The organism is Halobacillus sp. A1-3, from assembly GCF_050971765.1.
Classification (GTDB): domain Bacteria; phylum Bacillota; class Bacilli; order Bacillales; family Halobacillaceae; genus Halobacillus; species Halobacillus mangrovi_B.
This window is the reverse complement of sequence record NZ_JBPCEO010000011.1, coordinates 74,324-93,658: the sequence shown is the minus strand read 5'-3', so window position 1 is coordinate 93,658 and position 19,335 is coordinate 74,324. Positions and strand designations below refer to the sequence as shown.

Below are 19,335 nucleotides of genomic sequence, written 5' to 3'. Positions count from 1 at the left end.
AAACATTATGGAATCCAATAAAGTGTTAGATGCTAAAGGTCTCGCATGCCCAATGCCGATTGTTAAAACGAAAAAAACGATAGAGCAAATGAATTCAGGGGAAGTATTAGAAGTTCATGCAACAGACAAAGGAGCCAAAAGTGACATTTCTTCCTGGGTAAACTCTGGCAGTCATGAACTTCTTAAAAATACAGAAGAAGACGATGTTTTGAAGTTCTGGATTAAAAAAGGATAACAAAAAGGACCCGGAGTACGGGTCCTCATTTATTTGAGTAGGTGAAACGTATGGATTATACTATTTACTTTTTCATCATCATCTTTCTCATCGGTTTTGTCGGTTCTTTTATATCAGGGATGGTCGGGATTGGAGGATCGATCATTAAATATCCGATGCTTCTGTACATCCCCTCAATGCTTGGTCTATCCGCTTTTACTGCCCATGAAGTTGCCGGCATCAGTGCGGTTCAAGTGCTATTTGCAACCATCGGTGGTGTGTGGGCTTATCGAAAGGGCGGTTATTTAAACAAGAAGCTGATTCTTTATATGGGTATCACTATTTTGATCGGAAGTTTTATTGGTGGCTATGGATCGAGGCTGATGACATATGAAGCAGTCAACCTGGTTTATGGAATTCTCGCCATAACAGCTGCGATCATGATGTTTATCCCGAAGAAAGATATCGACGACGTAGCATTTGAGGAAGTGACCTTCAACAAATGGATCGCCGCTGGTTCCGCTTTCTTAGTAGGCGTTGGAGCAGGAATTGTAGGGGCTGCTGGAGCCTTTATTCTTGTACCCATTATGCTGCTCGTTCTAAAGATCCCGACACGGATGACGATTGCTTCCTCTCTTGCGATCACGTTTATTTCCTCCATAGGAGCAACAACGGGAAAAGTTTTAACAGGACAAGTACTGTTTATCCCAGCCGTCGTTATGATCGTTGCCAGTCTGATTGCATCACCGCTTGGATAAAAAATGTCAGAGAAAAAATTCAATCCAAGTAAAGCAGACCGTCTGTTAAGTGAGGAAAGAATAGAGAATCTACAGCCTGAGAAGATTATTGATCAACTGGGTGTTAATAAAGAAGATGTGATAGCAGATTTAGGAGCAGGAAATGGATTTTTCACACTCCCCCTGGCGAAACGGACAAAACAGAACGTTTATGCTGTTGATCTTGAACCAAAGATGCTTGAATTATTAAAGCAGCGTGTAGAGCAGGAGCAGCTCGGTAATATTCGCTATGTAGTAAGTGATCTAGAGAAAATAAGCTTAGAAAATAAGTCTGTAAGTAAAGTCATAGCCGCTTTTGTTCTCCATGAGGTGGGCAGTTTAACGCAAGCGCTGAATGAAATAAAACGGATTCTGTACCCAGGAGGAAAGCTTATGGTAGTGGACTGGGAAGCAGTAGAGACGGAATCAGGGCCGCCTATTCATCACCGTGTATCTTCTCAAGAAATGCTCAAGGTAATGAGAGAAAGCGGGTTTGAGGCACAGTTGGTTCCCTGGAATGAAGCAAGTTATGCGATAAAAGCAACAATTTAAAGAAGGCGAATTCAGTTAAACCATATAAAAAGAAGCTGTCAAAACCAGTTCTCACTGGTTTTGGCAGCTTTTTGATTACTGACTCAATCCTTCTTTAATCGTCTTAATGTTCCATTCCATCATATCAATGTAGGTATCTCCGTCTTCACCCGGCTCCGCTAGAGAATCTGTAAACACTTTGCCTCTAATAGGGACATCTGTTTCTGCAGAGACAGCTTCCATGCTTCGAGCGTCAATACTCGTTTCCAAGAATAAACCTGTGAGTTCTTTCTCATTGATGATATCTACAATTCTGGTGATTTGATTTGGAGTCCCCTGGTTTTCCTGGTTAATTTCCCAGATGTATTCGGCCTGGAATCCATAAGCGTCGCTGAAATATTTGAATGCTCCTTCACTCGTCACAAGTACACGTTCTTCTTCAGGAATTTCTTTGAATTGTTTTACAGCTTTGTCATGCAATTCTTGAAGTTTCGCAATATACTTCTCGGCATTTTTTTCATAAACTTCTTTGTTTTCTGGGTCTGCTTTGATCAGTCCATCTCTTGCGTTTTCCGCATATTTAATGCCGTTACGGATATCCAGCCAGGCGTGGGGGTCTTCTTCTCCTTCGTTACCTTCTGTTGTTAAATACATTGCCTCGACTCCTTCACTCATAAGGAAAACAGGTGCGTCATCACCGTCTTTTCCAGCCGTCTCCATCAGATTGTCAAACCATGAGTTTCCTGCTTCCAAGTTTAAGCCGTTATAGAAAACAGCGTCCGCATCGGTTGTTTTCTGTACATCTTCCGGTAGTGGGTCATACTCATGCGGGTTTGATCCGATTGGTGCCAAGCTATGAATGTCAACTAAATCTCCCCCTACATTTTTAACGATGTCGTAGACAATAGAGTAGGTGGTTACGACTTGAACTTTTCCATCATCTTCTTGAGAATTTCCGTTAGCTTCCTGACCACCGCATGCAGCTAACATCATAAGTGTGAAAAGAGTTGTGGCTAAAAGTAAGAATTTCTTCATTTGATTTTCCTCCTGAAATTAAAATGTATTTAAAGTTAAATAAGTGAAGCTCTTTTCTTTCTGACTTTCAACATTTTCCATAGCAATCCATGCTTCGGAGAGAATAGGAAGATGAGAACGAATATGGCAGTGGCTGAAATAACAATCGTTGCCCCTGAAGCCAGGTTGTAAGTGAAGCTAAAGTATAGGCCGACAACAGAGGAAATGACTCCGATCCCTGCGGCAAGAAATATCATTACCCATAAACGGTCGGTTAAAAGGTAGGCAGCAGCTGCTGGGGTGATTAACATCGCTACAACCAATACAATTCCAACGGTTTGCAGGGAGGCGACGGTAACCATTGTCAGCAAAGTCATAAGGAAATAATGAATCAACCGGACAGGCAAGCCGTATGCTGCACCCATTGTTTCATCAAACGATGTAACCAGGAGTTCTTTATAAAAGAGGTAGACCGCTGCTAGCACAAAAAGTCCGATTCCCAGAGTAATCCACATATCTGATGAGCGGACAGCCAGCACGTTACCAAACAGAATATGGTATAAGTCCGTACTGCTTTTCAGCATCGTTATGATGATTATCCCCGCTGCGAAAGCTGCTGTGAACATAATCCCAATGGATGTATCGTGTTTGATACGGCTATTTTGACTGACGAACCCTATCGCAATAGCTGTCAGGACACCACTGAAGACAGCTCCAAAGAAGAAATTGATACCAAACATATAAGAAATGGCTACTCCTGGTAATACTGCATGAGAAATGGCATCTCCCATAAGCGCCATTCCTCTGAGAATAATAAAGCAGCCGATGACTCCACAGATAATCCCTACCATCACGGAGGTTAATAACGCCTTTTGTAAAAATCCATACTGCATAACCGCTTCAACAAAAGCCATAATCTACACTCCCATCTCTTTCATAAACGCAAACTGTCCCTGATAAGCTCTTTCTATGATATCGGTCTGGAACACTTCACTGACCGCACCGTAGCTGATCAACTCTTTGTTCAACAATATGAGTTGATTAAAGTAATCGTTGGCTTTACTTAGGTCATGGTGGACAACGATGACCGTTTTTCCTTGCCAACAGAGTTCTTTTAAGATTTTGACAATCGTTTCTTCACTGGAAACATCTACGCCGACAAAAGGTTCATCAAGGAAAAATAATTCAGCTTTCTGCGCCAGGGCACGGGCGAGAAAGACACGCTGTTGCTGTCCGCCTGACAGTTCACCGATTTGTCTTTTGCTGAAGTCTTCCATGCCGACGCGCTTCAGGCATTCCATTGCCCATTCTTTATCCTTTTTCTTAGGTCTCCTAAACAGCTTTAGGCTGGGGTAAGTACCTAGTAGAACAGCATCTAATACTGTAATAGGAAAATCCCAGTCAATATCATTTCGCTGTGGAACATAGGCGATCTTTTTCCGTACTTCTTTAACGGTTTTACCGAGTACTTTGACCTCACCTTTATCCCTCGGAATAAGATTCAGCATCGCTTTTAAAAACGTTGATTTTCCGGCTCCGTTTGGACCAATAATTCCAACCAGGTTACCGGGTTTGACAGATAAACTAACTCCTTTTACTGCTTCATTTCCATAATAGGAAACATGCAGGTCTTTAATGGAGATTGCCGTATGATTCATGATTTATCCTCCTTTGATATAAATGTTCCGTATATGAAATTAGGTCGCATTCATTTCTTTGGCATAGTTTCATCATTATTTGCAAAGATCACTTAATTTTCCTTTGCGCAACTTTTTGGGTAAAAAAATTTCCTTTTTTACTATATGGGCCGTAATCGAAAAAGTTGACAATTGTTATCCACCGAAAAAGTTTCCTTAATGCAAAATATATAGATTGAGCCATAAAAAGTCAACCGTATTAGTATGAAAATATGTAAAATAAACAAAAAGTGAATTCCAATGAGCTTGTATCTTGATTGCAACTTTTAAACGATTTTCAAGTAGCATGTTTTTTAAAATAAGCATAGGTGCTGAAAGGCTGCTATTTGATTTTTTTATTGCATGTATAATTAGAATTTTCCGAATATTAATTGACCACTGTTGCGATTATTGATAGAATAATTGCAACAATTAAAAATTTGTCAAATAACTGTCAAATCTACTTGACTCTACTGTGAAAAGGTAGAGCAATTCACTAGATAGGAAACCAGTTATATGAACAGGATGAGTGTGCTTTCGCAGCTTATGCTGTGCATATTTCTGGTTTTTTTATTATCAATAGAGCCACTCGTTTGCCTGGATTTAGGGAGAATTAGGTCACATCCATTAATACTTCCGCTTATACGAAGCGTGTTGCTTCAGCCTGCTTTTCAGTAGCGGAACTTACATAAAATTAAGCACTACCAAAAGGACTACATGAACAGATGAAGGAGGAGATAAGTGTGCCAGGGGCAGATTCGATTTTTATCAACGGTAATGTCCTGACGATGGATGATCATTTTCCGAAAGCACAAGCTGTAGTTGTGAAAGATGGAACGATCTTGTATGCAGGCGAGGAAGACAAAGCTTTAACTTGGGAAGATAGCCACACTAAGATTATTGACTTAGATCAAAAAACGCTCATGCCTAGTTTTATTGAAAGTCATATCCATCCCTCCATCTATGGATTATCGTTACTGGAAGTAGATTGCAAGCCTGATACGACACCTTCGATCAAGGTGCTACTACAAAAGATAAGCCAGAAAGTATCTCATACGCCTGAAGGACAATGGATTATTGGCTGGGGATGGGATGACAGTAAATTAGCTGAGAAGCGTAATCCGACACGATGGGAACTTGACGAAATTGCTCCACATCATCCTGTCGTCTTAAAGCGCACCTGTGCGCATATGGCTGTTGCAAATTCAAAAGCTTTAGAGTTGAGTGGAATCTCTGAAGATACTTCCAACCCTAAAGGAGGCAATATTGAAAAAGATACAAGCGGAATGCTCACAGGACTTATGCAGGAAAAAGCTCAAGGGTTACTAGCTATTCCTAAATATGACATAGAGGACATGGTTAAAGGCATGAAACTTGCTCAAAAGCAGTTTGCCACATGGGGAATTACCACGGTTCATGATATGTCTACCCAAACAAATGATTTACAGCTATACCAGTTGTTGCAAGAAAAAGAAGAATTAAAGGTTAGAGTCAGGCCATGGATGTGGGCAATTGACCAAAATGGTTTTGATGGTACATATGATGAAGTATTAACGGTAGGTCTTAGAAGTGGTTTTGGTAACGACATGCTAAAAATTCAGGGGTTAAAGTTCATGCTGGATGGCAGTGTCGGTGGAAGAACCGCGGCTGTTTCACACCCTTATGCAGGAACAGAGGAGACGGGAATTCTTTATAACGATGTTAATGAAATCTACCCATTAATGGAAAAAGGAATCCAGTCGGGTCTGCGCATTGCGATTCACGCGATCGGGGACAGAGCCATTGATACAGCGATCAATGCGTTCTTAAAAATTAGTGAATCGACAGATGTTACTTCGATACGAAACAGAATTGAGCATTGCGTACTTCCGACGGTTGATCATCTCCAACACATGAAAGAGTTAAATTTGTTGGCTGCCTCTTCTGTCGGTTTTCTTTACCATATCGGCGACAATTATTGTAATAAGTTAGGAAAAGAACGGATGGAAAACAGTTTTCCTCATCGATCATTTAAGGAGTTTGGAATTGTTGCACCTGGAAATTCGGACCTCCCAGTAAATGATGCTAACCCTTGGCTAGGCATTTACGGTGCGGTAACGAGACAAACAGCGAGTGGACAAGTCCTTGGTGAGAACCAGAGGATATCAATTTGGGAGGCGTTGAAAGCTTATACGACAGAGGCAGCTTACAGCTCGTTTGAAGAAGAGTCCCTAGGAATCATTAAAGCAGGGGCAAAAGCAGATGTAATGATTTTATCCGACAACCCTCTCGATATAGAGGTTGAAAAATTAGGAGACATGAAAGTCTTACAAACATTCTTAGACGGAGAATTAATTTACAGTGACTCCGATTCACATCATTACGAATATACGGGAGGGAAAAATCATGTTTAGTGACCAGCAGCAGCTCATATTGATTTCTATTGTAGCCGTCTATTTTGTTTTCTTGTTCGGTCTATCCTTATATATGAACCGAAGTGTTAAAACCTACGAGGATTATAACGTTGCGGGGCGTTCAAGTAAGCTGATGCCTCTCATTCTAACCTTCGTAGGAACAGCAATTGGAGGATCCATTTTACTAGGATATATGACGAATGGTTATCGTTCGGGTATGGGTCAACAATGGCTTGCCATTGGTTTTACTTTGACCTCGATTGTGATTGCTATATTTTTACTAAAGCGAATTAGATTACTGGGTGAAAAATATAACATGGTCACCCTTGGAGACTTTACCGCTATGCGATATGGGGAAGGAGCAAGAGTTCCGACCGTCATTAGTATTCTGGTTGCCTACTGTGCAATTACGGGAATGCAATTCGTAGCCATTGCCACAATCCTAAATCTAACAGCCGGAATCAGCATCACTACAGGCATACTAATTGGATGGGCCCTGCTGACATTGAAAACGTATTTTGGCGGTCTAAAATCCGTTCTTCTACAGGATGCGATCCATGGAACTATCCAGACAGTCGGGATTTTTATCTTGTTTGTTGTTGTTCTATCTATGTCCGGAGACTGGGGTGCAATCGCGGACCGAGCTCAAACTACAGGTGGCGAAAACATGCTGAGTATATTTAATATCAGTCCTGGTGAGTTCTTCGTTTATTTGCTCACTATTGGCGGCTACCAGTTTGTTAGACAGGATCTATGGCAGCGTTTCTGGGCTGCGAAAGACCTTAAAACGGCTAAAACAGGCTTTTGGAGTGCGATTGTTCTAGGGTTTTTGACTGCTGCGATTATTATTGTCATTGGAGTTCTGAGTAGATTTGGATTACAAATGACGGAGATTGATCCTGCTCTGGTTTATTACGAAGTGATTGGTGCTGTCTTACCATTTCCAATGGTCATAGTGATGCTCATCGCTCTTTTAGCGACGGTCATTTCATGTGCTGACTCTTTCTTTTTAGCGGCAGCTTCTTCGATCGTCAATGACATCATTAAACCAAGAGTGAGAAACGTTAGTGATCAGAAAATGCTAACTTACAGTCGTGGTTCCGTTGTGATCGTATCGATTATTTCAGCACTTTTAGCCCTTTATATTCCTCAGTTGGTGACGCTTTGGATTACAGGAAGTGCGATGTTAGTTTCAGGGCTTTTAGCGCCTGTATTGTTTGGACTATTTTGGAATCGAGTGACCAAAACAGCAGGAATCGCTTCTATGTGGACCGGTTTAGCGATCTCTGTCTTTTGGCAGATTGCCGGTCACCCATTTGGTCTTCACCCTGTATTTATTGGGTTGCCTGTTTCAATCATTACCCTTTTAGTAGTGACGCTGCTTACAAAACAAGAAAGTCATGTAATGTTTGAGGAATTAAAGAAAACCGTTTAGGTCAAACAGGTTTGAGTTGATGGTCCCTAACAAAATTAGATGAAAATAAGGACCATTGAGCGTATGAGCCCAAGAATATTTGATAGGAGATTCACAGATATAAAGAGGGGAAAAACTAACTTGTTAACTGGCGTTTTCGTGGAAATGGGCGAAAACGTCGTCTTTTCTTTTTTAAAATAAAAGTAAGGGAGGGGATTTGGATGGGACATATAGAAGCAGTCCGTCATTACATTAAAAGCTATCGCAACGATTATACAGAGCTGTTACAGGAGATGGTGAAGCAGCCAAGCACAGCCGGAAATGAACAAGGGATTCAAAATTTGATTGCGATTCGTTTAGAAAAGCTAGGACTTCATGTAGACAAATGGGAACTAGATTATGATAAGTTATCCAAACATGAAGCCTTCTGCGCCTCTCGTAATGATTTTGAAGGAAGTGAAAATGTTGTAGGTACACTAAAGGGATCGGGAAACGGAAGGTCGATTATCCTGAATGGTCATGTTGATGTTGTACCGGAAGGGGATTTAGAACAATGGGAGGATGACCCTTTTTCAGGAACTGTAAAAGATAATCATTTGTTTGGACGCGGCGCTACCGATATGAAAGGAGGCAACCTCGCTTCCCTTGTCGCCATTGAAGCAGTTAAAGCAAGTGGCATTCAATTAAAAGGTGACGTCCTATACCAAAGTGTTGTAGAAGAAGAAAGCGGCGGTTCTGGTACGTTAGCGGCTATTGAACGAGGTTACCGGGCAGATGCAGCGTTAATTCCTGAGCCGACGAATATGCGTATGTTTCCTAAACAGCAAGGTTCGATTTGGTTTAGAGTGTTTATTCATGGAAAGTCTGCACACGGCGGGACCCGTTATAAAGGAGTTAGTGCCATTGCAAAATCAAATGTTGTGCATGAACAAATTCTTTCCTTGGAAAAGAAACGGAATGAGCGAATAACGGATCCTTTGTATAAGAACAATCCAATTCCCATCCCTATTAATATTGGAAGGATTGAAGGAGGGAATTGGCCATCATCTGTTCCCGATCAAGTAGTTATTGAAGGGCGGATGGGCATTGCCCCTGGCGAAGAAATTGAAAGAGCTAAAAAAGAATTTGAAGATCATCTAGCTAATCTAAATGAAATAGATGACTGGTTTGCGAAGGCCCCTGTCAGAGTGGAGTGGTTTGGTGCTCGCTGGCTCCCAGGAGAAATTGACGAAGGTCACGATTTTATGAGAACCATTCGTAAGGCTTATGAAAATTACAAAGGGGAATCACCCCAAATCGAAGCTTCGCCCTGGGGAACCGATGGCGGACTCCTGACCCAGCTGGCAGATATCCCAGTCGTAGTCTTTGGCCCAGGGGAGACGAACATGGCTCATTATCCAAATGAATACATTGATCTAAACCACATCTTTGATACGGCTGCCATTATTGCTGAAACATTGATCAACTGGTGTGGGGTGGAACAATAGAGGATATACGATGTCAGGAAAATAAGTAGAAGAGAAAGTGAAAGGGAACGGAGGATATCAAATGAATGAATGGAGCGAGTTAGATAAAAAACACTTTATACATCCAACCTCTTCAATTCAGCAGCAGCAGGAGAAGGGGCCAAAGGTAATTATGGAGAGTGGGGAAGGGATTTATCTTAAGGACATAAATGGAAAAACGTACATGGATGCCATGTCTTCCTTATGGAATGTCCACATCGGTCATGGCAGAGAAGAATTAGCAAATGCAGCTGCTGAACAAATGAAAACATTAGCATTCAGCTCCGCTTTTTCTACGTTTAGTCACAAGCCAGGCATAAAACTGGCTGAGAAAATCGCTTCCTTAGCACCGGACCGGCTAAATGCGGTGTTCTTTACTTCAGGCGGATCGGAATCGAATGATACAGCGATTAAGCTCGTCCATCATTACTGGCGAATCCAAGGCCAGCCAAACCGGAGAAAGATCATTGCTTTAAAGCGCTCTTACCATGGGGTAGCAGCGGCGTCTACAAGCGCTACAGGTATTCCGGAATTCTGGGATATGGCAGGGACAACCGTCGAGGGCTTCTCTCATGCGGCGTCTACTTATAGAAGCAATACGAAAAGTGCGATCACTGCATTACGTGAAAAAATAGAAGCAGAAGGTCCAGAAACGGTAGGAGCTTTCATGGCTGAGCCTGTTCAAGGGGCTGGAGGGGTATTAATACCTCCTGAGGATTACTTTAAAGAAATAAGAAACTTATGTGATGAATACGGAATTTTATTTGTAGCGGATGAAGTGATTACAGGGTTCGGCAGGACAGGGAAAATGTTTGGCATTGAAAATTGGAACACGGTTCCCGACATGATTACATTTGCCAAAGGCGTAACGAGTGGGTATGCCCCACTTGGAGGTGTGATCGTATCCGATGCGATTCATGAGGTAATGAAAATGAAATCCAAAGGAACATTATTTCATGGGTTTACCTACAGCGGACATCCAACAGCTGCAGCGGTTGCCTTGAAGAACCTCGATATTATTGAATCTGAAGGTCTTGTTGAGCATTCTCATCGAATGGGCAAGAAACTCCTAGAAGGCTTTAGAAAACTTAAAGATGAAATTAACATTGTTGGTGATGTACGTTCTGTAGGGCTTTTAGGTGCAGTCGAGCTCGTGAAAAACTCAGAAACGAATGAAAAATTCCCTTCAGACTGGAAGGTTGCCCCAAGAGTTATTGAAGCTTTACATGAGCGTGGAGTAATTTGTAGAGCGGTTACGTATGAAGGGATTGACATTATTTGTTTCGCTCCACCGTTAATCATAAATGAGGAACAAATTGATCAATTACTTCTCAAACTGAAGGAGTCAATAGTTGAAGTGCAAAATAAACTGGTGGTTAGTTAATTCTTTTAAACCATTTGAGGTATAAAGGTGCACCTTTTAGTTAGCGATTTGTTAAAGTTACTGTGATAAAGGGTATAGTAAATTTGCAAATAGAAATATGTAGCTTACTCAAAAGAAAGGGTGTAGAAGTTGAAAGTTCTAGTTGTTGGAGCAAACGGTCAAATTGGAAAACACCTTGTTACTTTTATACAAGAGAGCGAAAATGTAGAAGCTAAGGCAATGATCCGTAAAGAGGAGCAAGCTTCCTTTTTTAAAGACTTAGGTGCAGAAACAGTAGTGGTGGATTTGGAAGATGATATCGACACAATTGCCAAAGCAGCCGAGGGTGTGGATGCGATCGTATTCACCGCAGGTTCTGGACCTCACACCGGCCCTGATAAAACGATGATGATTGATTTGGATGGCGCTATAAAAACAATAGAAGCAGCAAAAGCTGCAGGGGTAAAGCGGTATGTGATGATTAGTTCATTTGATACGACCCGTGAAGCAATCCAATCAGCACCTGATTCTTTTGCCCCTTATGTTGTTGCAAAGCATTATGCGGATGTTTGGTTAAGAGATACGGATCTGGACTATACGATTATTCATCCGGGTCGATTGAACAATGAGGATGGAACGGCTCAAGTAGAAGCAGCATCCACAGTAGAAAGAGGAGAAATACCCCGAGAAGACGTAGCTCGTGTCATCTTGGCTAGCTTAGAAGATCAGACAACGATCGGAAAAGAGTTTCAAGTTGTGGGTGGAAACAAACCTGTTCAGGATGCAATCCATTCACTTTAAGGAAATAAGACTATACAAGTAAAAGGACAATTTGCCACTAAGGTAAATTGTCTTTTTATATAGGACATCCTTTAAAAATACAAGCAGACCTTATGTTATAATAATGTAAATTAATCTGGAAGTTAGGGTACATACACACCAATTTGAAATAGGAGAGATCGATATGAGTTCAAAATCTGAAATGAAGTTATTCACTCTAAATTCAAATGAGCCTCTAGCCCAAGAAATCTCTGAGATCTTAGAGGTACCTTTAGGAAAAAGCTCAGTTATTCGCTTTAGCGACGGAGAAGTCCAAATTAATATTGAGGAAAGTGTTCGGGGGCGTGATGTTTACTTAATCCAATCCACCTCTCAGCCAGTAAATGAACACTTGATGGAGCTATTGATTATGATTGATGCGATGAAGAGAGCATCAGCTAAAACAATCAATGTCGTAATTCCTTATTATGGTTACGCTCGCCAGGATCGAAAGGCTCGTGCACGTGAACCGATTACTGCGAAATTAATTGCAAACATATTGGAAAAGGCAGGAATCTCCAGAGTCATCAGCTTAGATCTTCATGCACCACAAATCCAAGGGTTCTTTAATGTACCTGTTGATCAACTGCTTGGGGTGCCTATTTTGGCTGATTATTATAACAAAAAAGACATCCAAGACGTGGTTGTTGTCGCTCCAGATACAAGTGGTTTAAGACGTGCGAGAAGAATGGCGAACATCTTAGATGCACCGATTGCTTTTGTTGATAAACGAAGACCAGAACCGAATGTGGCTGAGGTCATGAACGTGGTTGGAGAGATTGAAGGGAAAAATGCCATTATTGTTGATGACATGATAGACACAGCGGGAACGGTTACACAAGCAGCCGAGGCCCTCTTAGAAAATGGAGTGAATGATATTTATGCCTGTGGTACTCATGCGGTTTTATCTGACCCTGCTGTAAGTAAAATAAATAATTCACCGATTAAAGAATTAGTGATCACAAATTCTATTTTCTTACCTGAAGAAAAGCAAATTGAAAAGATAACTTCACTGTCTGTAGCACCACTATTGGCGGATGCGCTATTAAGAGTTCAAACAGAACATTCGGTAAGTGAGTTGTTTGATTAAGGATTTAAGCACTGACAGTTAAAAAATGTAATATTTACAAGAGTCAAGATGATCTCAGAATAGAATGAGGTCATCTTTTTCTTTTACTTCTGCTTTAATAGCCTGGCACTTTGTCCCATAAAAGTTTTCACATGATTCATGTGCCTTCTACTCATACTACCTGTAGGAGGAGTCCGTTATGAAAATGATCATTTTATCTATAGGTATACTCTTAGCTCAACCACTTATCCAACCAGGACAATTATCCATAACCAATGATGGTGAAGAAATCATTAAGGTTAATCGTAAAGACTTTATGTTGGAATTCATCGGTAAGCCCTTTATGGATCAACCTAAAACTGAGGAACTCATTGAACATTTGGATCAGGAAATCAGTAAGGAACCTGTAAATGCAAAAATAGGCGAGTCAGGTGAAATTATACCTGGAGAAAATGGATACAAAGTACATCATAAGAAGTTCAAAGAGAAATTTTATCGTTATCTCTTTGGGCAGAAGAAGGGTGACATGGACGTTCCAAAACTTACTATCACTCCTAAAGTAGATAGTGAACTGATTGCAAATATCCGCACTCAGCAGATTGGCCATTATGTGACATACTTTAATTCGAACAATAAAGAACGGTCCCATAATATCCAACTTGCTTCAGAAGCTATTGATAGTCATGTCGTTTTCCCTGGCGAAGTCTTTTCTTTTAATAAGGTCGTTGGTAAAAGGACAAAGGAAAAAGGATATAAAAATGCTCCAGTAATTGTGAAGGGGGAAGTGACTGAAGGAATTGGCGGAGGAATTTGTCAGGTTTCTTCTACGTTGTTTAACTCTGTTGATAATGCCGGCGTGAAAATTGTGGAACGCTATTCTCACAGTAAACAGGTGCCTTATGTTCCACCAGGACGGGATGCTACAGTAAGTTGGTATGGGCCTGATTTTACGTTTAAAAATCAATACAATCAACCGTTATTAATTCGCTCAAAAGTTACTGGTGGACAGATGAGTGTAATGGTTTATTCTTCTGATGTGATCAATTATGATCCACAGAGCATTCCTGATGCCAGCAAGAAGCTCCCTGAAGAAAGTGATAGGGACACTGATCATTATGAGTAATCTAAAAAGCGTTTCTTTTTAAGGGCGCTTTTTTTAATGAAAAATTGCCTAACTTCCTATATGATCTTTAAGGAAGGTTAAGTCCTGTTTACTAGGTCTTGTCCAAGAATACCAACAACTTTTTTATCAATTTTAAATAACTGGCACGTTTTCCAATTCCTCTCCTTTTTTATGTGCTATGATATTTTATAACGATTACTATTAAAGGAGGCTCTCCTTCTATGTTCACTTTACGAAACGCGATAGGTATGCGATTAGAGGATATACAAGAGGAGAAAAAGCATCTTCGTGAAATGATTAAGCAGCTAACAGAGGAACAGCATGAACTGATAAGTCGCCTGGAGCGTATAGATGAGAAAAGAGAGAACATTGATCCCTCCACCATCATAACAACATTAACGGAGACGGAAAAACTAAATCCCGAAATCCCTACAGACATTGTTATAGAGGAAACGGCTAACCAATCTTCGAAAGCGTTGAGAAATGAATATGTGCTTCCAACCGATCCAGAAGCTTTTTCTGCTGATAAGTCAAAAAGAATGAGTTATAAAGAATTGACTCAGATTTTGATTACCTATGCAAAGGAGCATAATAACCAGGTGGATCATGAAGAGTTCGAACAATATTTGATAGATCAATACCATTTTACCCCTGAAAACTTCTCACATATTATTTGGAGAGCAAGAAAAGAAGATCGACGCTTAAGAAGCGTAATTAGTGGAAATCGGAAAATAACGATATTGGATCAGAGCTGAGTTAAGGTTTTTACACTACATATTTTGTAAATGGATTTGCATAGCGAGATAAACAAAGCCCCTCTTTAGGTCATCAATTAGAAAAAGACTACTTTCTTATAAAAAGAAGTAGTCTTTAATAATTTCTGAAACTTTATTTTAAGTTCTGAGTGCCAAAGTCTGTGATTTTAGTTTTAACGTTAATTTTTGTCTGCATCTCAGGAAAGACTTCGTCCCAGCGTTTCTCATTCTTCTTCCAGTACTCCGGCTGGTGGATTCTGACCCAGTTGGATAGGTTGAGGAAGTCTGTTTTGTATTCTTCCTGGGCTTTGGTAAGAACAATTTTTACCGCATGTTCGATTTTTGCATTTGTGGCTTTCTCTACTTCTTTTTTCCAGCCTTTTTTGAAATGATTACGACTATTTCCCCAGTCTTCTGCAAGTGATACGTTCACTTTGATGTTGAATTCCATTGTTATGTTTTCCCCTTTTATGATGGGATCGTAAGCTGTGGAAGCCTCTTTAACTTCAAGGGAGAGGGGCCCGTCTTGAATCTCCTTTTTGGTCAAATTGATGTACCCGCCTCTCACATCATTGATAATGTAACGGACTCCCGCCATATCCTCTTTTTCTAGCCAGCCGGCAATTTGAAAGTTCTCCTTGGAGATGATTGCAGCACCGTCAGATTTAATTAGGTTCTCACTAATCTTCATTCCTGGGATGAGGAAGCTTTTTTCTTCAGAAATAAACTTAGACATTTCACCAATTTTTAAGTTTTCTGGGACATACAGATTCTTAAATGCATTTTCTCCGAGATCTTTTATTTGAATCGCTGGAAAAAGTTCTTTGGTCGGTTCTACAGCCATTACGTCTTCAACTCGATCTTTAGTAATAAAAACTGGGGTCGTTCGCCTAAATTCATGATCCCTGATGAGGAGGTCAATGACTTCATCTGCTCTTTCTCTGTCTAGAAGCCTTGAAGATAACATAATCGACTTTAAGTGTGTGTAATTGGGTGGTCGATTGCTTTCAAATGCGTTATCACGAATGATTTCTAAGAGAGTTGTCCCAGATACGGTTAGGTTTTGAAATGGCTTTCCTCCTGGGGCTCCTCCTTGGATACTAGGGATTTTTCCTGGGTCGACGTATTGATTAGTCATCGTAATCTCGTTTACTTCTTCGGCAGTGTCAACTCCAAGACCTATAATCACTCCGATATCTTCTATTTCCTTGCTGTCCCAACATCCAGTCAACAATAGTAATAAAAATGCACCTAGAATAAGTTTATTTCGCATAAGACTGTCTCCTGCTCAAAGATACTAGCAATAGGATTGTTGGAAATAAGACGATTGCAATTATTGAAGAGAAATTGACTATCCTCGAATATTGAAAAACTTCTGTCAAGCCAGGGGGGAATATCGCTGTAGCAAAAATCAGCACGGCAACTAACCAGACGAAAAACTTTGACTTAGTGTGAAACGTTTGTCTTACCCCTGTCCACATTGCATAATAATACGCTGAAAATGAGGTGATGGCGGTAATGAGCCATCCGACCAGGAAAAGGATTTCAAATCTCTCGAAAAAGAATCCCTGGAATTCAATACTTTTCGCCATTTCCACCGTCGGAAAGGTAATCTGTTTTAACTCTTCGAGACCAAGAATGCCTAAGGAAAGCAGGTGAAATCCAATGTATATGATCGCAGTTAAAGCAAGACTTATCCATATACCAGCCCTGAGTTTATTGGCGCTTCTTTTGCCTAACAATTTCGAAAAGATTAACAGGAATTCAAAGCCTAGAAAAGAGAAAAAGGTAACCCTAATTCCTTGAAAAGTAGGCATGATACCTTCGCCAACCACAGGGCGTATATTATTAATGTCAACATCCTTCAAACTTAATAAGCACAGGGCGACGAACGTTACTATCATTACAGGGAAATAAAGCTGGAAAAAGCGTACGATATCACCTGCTCCGTTCGTAATCAAATACGTACTGACAATTATGAAAGTACCGATTACTACTGAGAGAGGAGTGGTATCAAGTAAATTACTTTTTACAATTCCTCCTGTGACTCTAAGAATATAAGCGGAAACGATAAGCGTATAAACGATATAACATAGATTCAATAAAAATCCGATGTATTTACCTGTAATGATGGTTGACATCTCGAAGAATGTTTTGCCGGGATATCGACTTACCAGCTGGACAATAATCATCGAACAGAGGCCAATCAAAAGAAAGCCCCAAACGATACTGAGCCACAAGTTTGGGGCATTAACTGCTTCTGCGAGTGAGCGTGGCATAAGGATGATCCCAACGCCAATCATTATTGAAACGTATACGACTATAAATTGTAATCCAGCTAGTTGTTTAAGATCACTCACTTTGACCACCTCTCTTACTAAACTTGTATCGAATGAGTGAATCCTTCCAGCGTTTATGGAAGTATGGCGCAAAAGGTTCTAAATAGGGAATAGAAAAGCTCTTCAGACGAATTAAATGAATGCTGACGATAAATAATGCTAGAAGAAGCCCGAAAATACCTAGAAATGCTGCAGAAAGTAACATGAAGAAGCGGATCGTCCTTAGAGCCAGGCTCAATCCATAATCGGCGACTGTAAAGGAACAGATCGCTGCGAAAGCGACGACAATGACCATTAATGGACTGACGATTCCTGCCGTTACAGCTGCTTCTCCTAGAACAATCGCACCGACGATACTAACGGCAGGACCGATTGGTTTTGGCAGACGGACGCCTGCTTCACGGAGAACTTCGATGGTTATTTCCATTAAGATTGCTTCCATAAATGACGGAATTGGCACACCCTCTCGAGTTTTAGCAATAGAGAAAGCCAAATCGGTAGGAATCAATCCCTGATGGTATGAAATCAGAGCTATATACATAGCGGGTAGCATAACAGAGACGAAGGCTGCAAAATAACGAAGTAATCGAATGAAAGAGGCCGGAATCCATTTAAAGTTGTAGTCATCAGTAGAATGGAACAACGAATTCAAGGTCGCAGGTGCAATGAGCACGGAAGGGGAGCCATCTATAAAAATGGCGACACGGCCTTCAATCAACGCATTTGATACTTTTGTCGGACGCTCTGTTTCATGCACTTCAGGAAAAAGAGAATTGCTGTTCTTCTCGATTAGCTGTTCGACTATGCCACCATCGGGTAAGTAATCTGTATCGATTTTACCGACGCGTTTAACCACTTCTTTTAAAAGCTCAGGGTTAGCGGCACCCTTTAAATAGGCAACCGATACATTAGTGAATGCTTTTTGCCCAATGGTAAATTCCTGAAAGGTGAGGTCATTCGTACGCAAATGCATACGAAGCAGAGAGGTGTTTTTTTCCAAGGACTCAATGAAACCATCTCGTGCCCCTCGCAAAGTAACCTCCGTGACAGGTTCTTGAACAGAACGGAGGGAGAACTTAGACGTGTTCACCGCGTAAATATCAGCATCTTCTATGATTAAGGTGAAGCCATTAAAGATTTTTTTCATGATTTGATCTGATTGCTCAATCTTCGCCAAATCATTTAATGGAAGATTTTCCACGATCGATTGTTTGGACTTCGATTTCATGTCGATCAGAGGCTTTATAATGAATTCCCGAATGTGGTCAACGTCCGCAATTGTTTTGATATAAATGATGTAGATAGGCTTGTTCTGTACCGTGACAGATTTCACTGTCACCTTGTCGTTCCCCTCAATCATTTTTACCAGGTTATCAACAAGGGGATAGTTGGTTTCCTTCATCTCATTCACACCCTTTATGCGTTCTTAGTATTATGTGCACTAGATAATTGGATTACTCTAGCCTTGCAACAAAAGTTATAGGGTAAGCGGACTTCAGTGTTCCTGAAGTCCTTTATAATAGAAATAAGAAAAGAAAGGGGCGGCTGGGATGGACGCTTTAAAAAGGGAAGTCGAACACATACTGTCAAGTGTAGAGGGGAGAGCGAGCGTTGTAATTAAGAATAAGAAAGCTGGTATAGCTATTAACGGTTCTGAACGAACGTCAGCAGCAAGTACAATCAAGATTCCGATTATTATGGAGGCATTTAGACAAGCGGAAAATGGAGATCTTGACTTGAGGGAGAAAGTGCAGCTTGCCTCTGATCTAAAGACAGGAGGAGATGGAGTTCTTAAGCTTCTTGAGAACAACCTATCTTTATCAATTTTGGATCTAATGAAACTGATGATTGTTGTGTCTGATAATACGGCTTCAAACCTATTGGTCACTAGATTTGGTTTTTCCAATGTCAATCATCTATGCGAGCAGTTGGGATGCACGAATACTCGACTGAACCGCTACTTTATGGATTTTGAAGCACGGGATTCAGGGGTAGACAATACGACCTCTGCATGGGATATGGTGGAATTCCTTTCAGAAATGGAGCATGGAAAATTTTTGAGTGAAAGATCCCGTCAGAGCATTTATAACATCCTGAGGGAGCAGCAGTTTACATCAGGTCTCCCTGCTTACAATAAGGATGAAGATGTATTGACCGCAAATAAACCTGGTATGCTGCCAGGAGTACAACATGATGTGGGGATTTTTAAATATAAAGATGAGACGGTATATGCAGCCGTTTTACTAAGTGAGTTAAACGATGAGGAAGCAGGAAGAAGAGCCATCGCTGATATTGGACGGGGTATTATGGGATTCATGAGCAAAGGCAACAATTAAAATATAAG

General features: G+C 40.8%; 18 protein-coding genes. 12 read left to right on the top strand and 6 right to left on the bottom strand.

Annotated elements, in window-relative coordinates:
• The first annotated feature begins 7 nt into the window (after positions 1-7).
• From ACRYKC_RS17920 to ACRYKC_RS17910, 3 genes are read left to right on the top strand one after another with little or no spacing between them, the layout of a single operon-like run.
• Positions 8-235 (top strand): sulfurtransferase TusA family protein, encoded by a 228-nt coding sequence (locus ACRYKC_RS17920; protein WP_433808845.1) that lies wholly within the window; start codon positions 8-10, stop codon positions 233-235.
• Positions 236-285: 50 nt separating this feature from the next.
• Positions 286-972: a sulfite exporter TauE/SafE family protein gene (locus ACRYKC_RS17915; RefSeq protein ID WP_433808843.1), complete on the top strand. Its 687-nt coding sequence runs from the start codon at positions 286-288 to the stop codon at positions 970-972.
• A 3-nt stretch (positions 973-975) separates the two neighbouring features.
• A complete protein-coding gene (locus tag ACRYKC_RS17910; protein ID WP_433808841.1) occupies positions 976-1,542 on the top strand; it encodes a class I SAM-dependent methyltransferase in 567 nt (188 codons plus the stop codon).
• A gap of 75 nt (positions 1,543-1,617) precedes the next feature.
• On the opposite strand, the gene ACRYKC_RS17905 is transcribed toward ACRYKC_RS17910, so the two are convergent.
• From ACRYKC_RS17905 to ACRYKC_RS17895, 3 genes are read right to left on the bottom strand one after another with little or no spacing between them, the layout of a single operon-like run.
• Entirely contained in the window at positions 1,618-2,556 is a 939-nt protein-coding gene (locus ACRYKC_RS17905; RefSeq protein WP_433808839.1) for a metal ABC transporter solute-binding protein, Zn/Mn family, read from the bottom strand.
• A gap of 35 nt (positions 2,557-2,591) precedes the next feature.
• Positions 2,592-3,449 (bottom strand): metal ABC transporter permease, encoded by an 858-nt coding sequence (locus ACRYKC_RS17900; RefSeq protein WP_433808837.1) that lies wholly within the window; start codon positions 3,447-3,449, stop codon positions 2,592-2,594.
• A 3-nt stretch (positions 3,450-3,452) separates the two neighbouring features.
• A complete protein-coding gene (locus ACRYKC_RS17895) occupies positions 3,453-4,193 on the bottom strand; it encodes a metal ABC transporter ATP-binding protein (RefSeq protein WP_433808835.1) in 741 nt (246 codons plus the stop codon).
• A 761-nt stretch (positions 4,194-4,954) separates the two neighbouring features.
• Between ACRYKC_RS17895 and ACRYKC_RS17890 the strand changes: the two genes are divergently transcribed.
• From ACRYKC_RS17890 to ACRYKC_RS17855, 8 genes are all read left to right on the top strand, one after another.
• A complete protein-coding gene (locus tag ACRYKC_RS17890; protein ID WP_433808833.1) occupies positions 4,955-6,604 on the top strand; it encodes an amidohydrolase in 1,650 nt (549 codons plus the stop codon).
• On the top strand, positions 6,597-8,039 hold the full coding sequence (locus ACRYKC_RS17885; protein WP_433808831.1) for a sodium:solute symporter family protein: 1,443 nt from the start codon (positions 6,597-6,599) through the stop codon (positions 8,037-8,039). The genes ACRYKC_RS17890 and ACRYKC_RS17885 overlap by 8 nt, the downstream gene beginning before the upstream one ends.
• A gap of 200 nt (positions 8,040-8,239) precedes the next feature.
• Positions 8,240-9,505 carry a peptidase gene (locus tag ACRYKC_RS17880; RefSeq protein ID WP_433808829.1) on the top strand — a complete coding sequence of 422 codons (1,266 nt, stop codon included), beginning with the start codon at positions 8,240-8,242 and terminating at the stop codon, positions 9,503-9,505.
• A gap of 61 nt (positions 9,506-9,566) precedes the next feature.
• The gene (locus ACRYKC_RS17875) at positions 9,567-10,907 is read left to right on the top strand and encodes an aminotransferase family protein (protein ID WP_433808827.1); all 1,341 of its coding nucleotides are present in this window, start codon (positions 9,567-9,569) and stop codon (positions 10,905-10,907) included.
• A gap of 129 nt (positions 10,908-11,036) precedes the next feature.
• Positions 11,037-11,687, top strand: coding sequence for an SDR family oxidoreductase (locus tag ACRYKC_RS17870; RefSeq protein ID WP_433808825.1), 651 nt, complete (start codon positions 11,037-11,039; stop codon positions 11,685-11,687).
• Positions 11,688-11,850: 163 nt separating this feature from the next.
• On the top strand, positions 11,851-12,795 hold the full coding sequence (locus ACRYKC_RS17865) for a ribose-phosphate diphosphokinase (protein WP_433808823.1): 945 nt from the start codon (positions 11,851-11,853) through the stop codon (positions 12,793-12,795).
• A gap of 178 nt (positions 12,796-12,973) precedes the next feature.
• Entirely contained in the window at positions 12,974-13,897 is a 924-nt protein-coding gene (locus ACRYKC_RS17860; RefSeq protein ID WP_433808821.1) for a VanW family protein, read from the top strand.
• Positions 13,898-14,118: 221 nt separating this feature from the next.
• A complete protein-coding gene (locus ACRYKC_RS17855) occupies positions 14,119-14,652 on the top strand; it encodes a hypothetical protein (protein ID WP_433808819.1) in 534 nt (177 codons plus the stop codon).
• A 133-nt stretch (positions 14,653-14,785) separates the two neighbouring features.
• On the opposite strand, the gene ACRYKC_RS17850 is transcribed toward ACRYKC_RS17855, so the two are convergent.
• From ACRYKC_RS17850 to ACRYKC_RS17840, 3 genes are read right to left on the bottom strand one after another with little or no spacing between them, the layout of a single operon-like run.
• Positions 14,786-15,925: a Ger(x)C family spore germination protein gene (locus ACRYKC_RS17850; RefSeq protein ID WP_433808817.1), complete on the bottom strand. Its 1,140-nt coding sequence runs from the start codon at positions 15,923-15,925 to the stop codon at positions 14,786-14,788.
• The gene (locus tag ACRYKC_RS17845; RefSeq protein ID WP_433808815.1) at positions 15,915-17,012 is read right to left on the bottom strand and encodes a GerAB/ArcD/ProY family transporter; all 1,098 of its coding nucleotides are present in this window, start codon (positions 17,010-17,012) and stop codon (positions 15,915-15,917) included. Before ACRYKC_RS17845 ends, ACRYKC_RS17850 begins: the two co-directional genes overlap by 11 nt.
• On the bottom strand, positions 17,005-18,393 hold the full coding sequence (locus tag ACRYKC_RS17840) for a spore germination protein (RefSeq protein ID WP_433808813.1): 1,389 nt from the start codon (positions 18,391-18,393) through the stop codon (positions 17,005-17,007). The genes ACRYKC_RS17845 and ACRYKC_RS17840 overlap by 8 nt, the downstream gene beginning before the upstream one ends.
• A 148-nt stretch (positions 18,394-18,541) precedes the next feature.
• Here ACRYKC_RS17840 and ACRYKC_RS17835 point away from each other — a divergent pair, with 148 nt between their 5' ends.
• On the top strand, positions 18,542-19,327 hold the full coding sequence (locus tag ACRYKC_RS17835; RefSeq protein ID WP_433808811.1) for a serine hydrolase: 786 nt from the start codon (positions 18,542-18,544) through the stop codon (positions 19,325-19,327).
• The last annotated feature ends 8 nt before the right edge of the window (positions 19,328-19,335 follow it).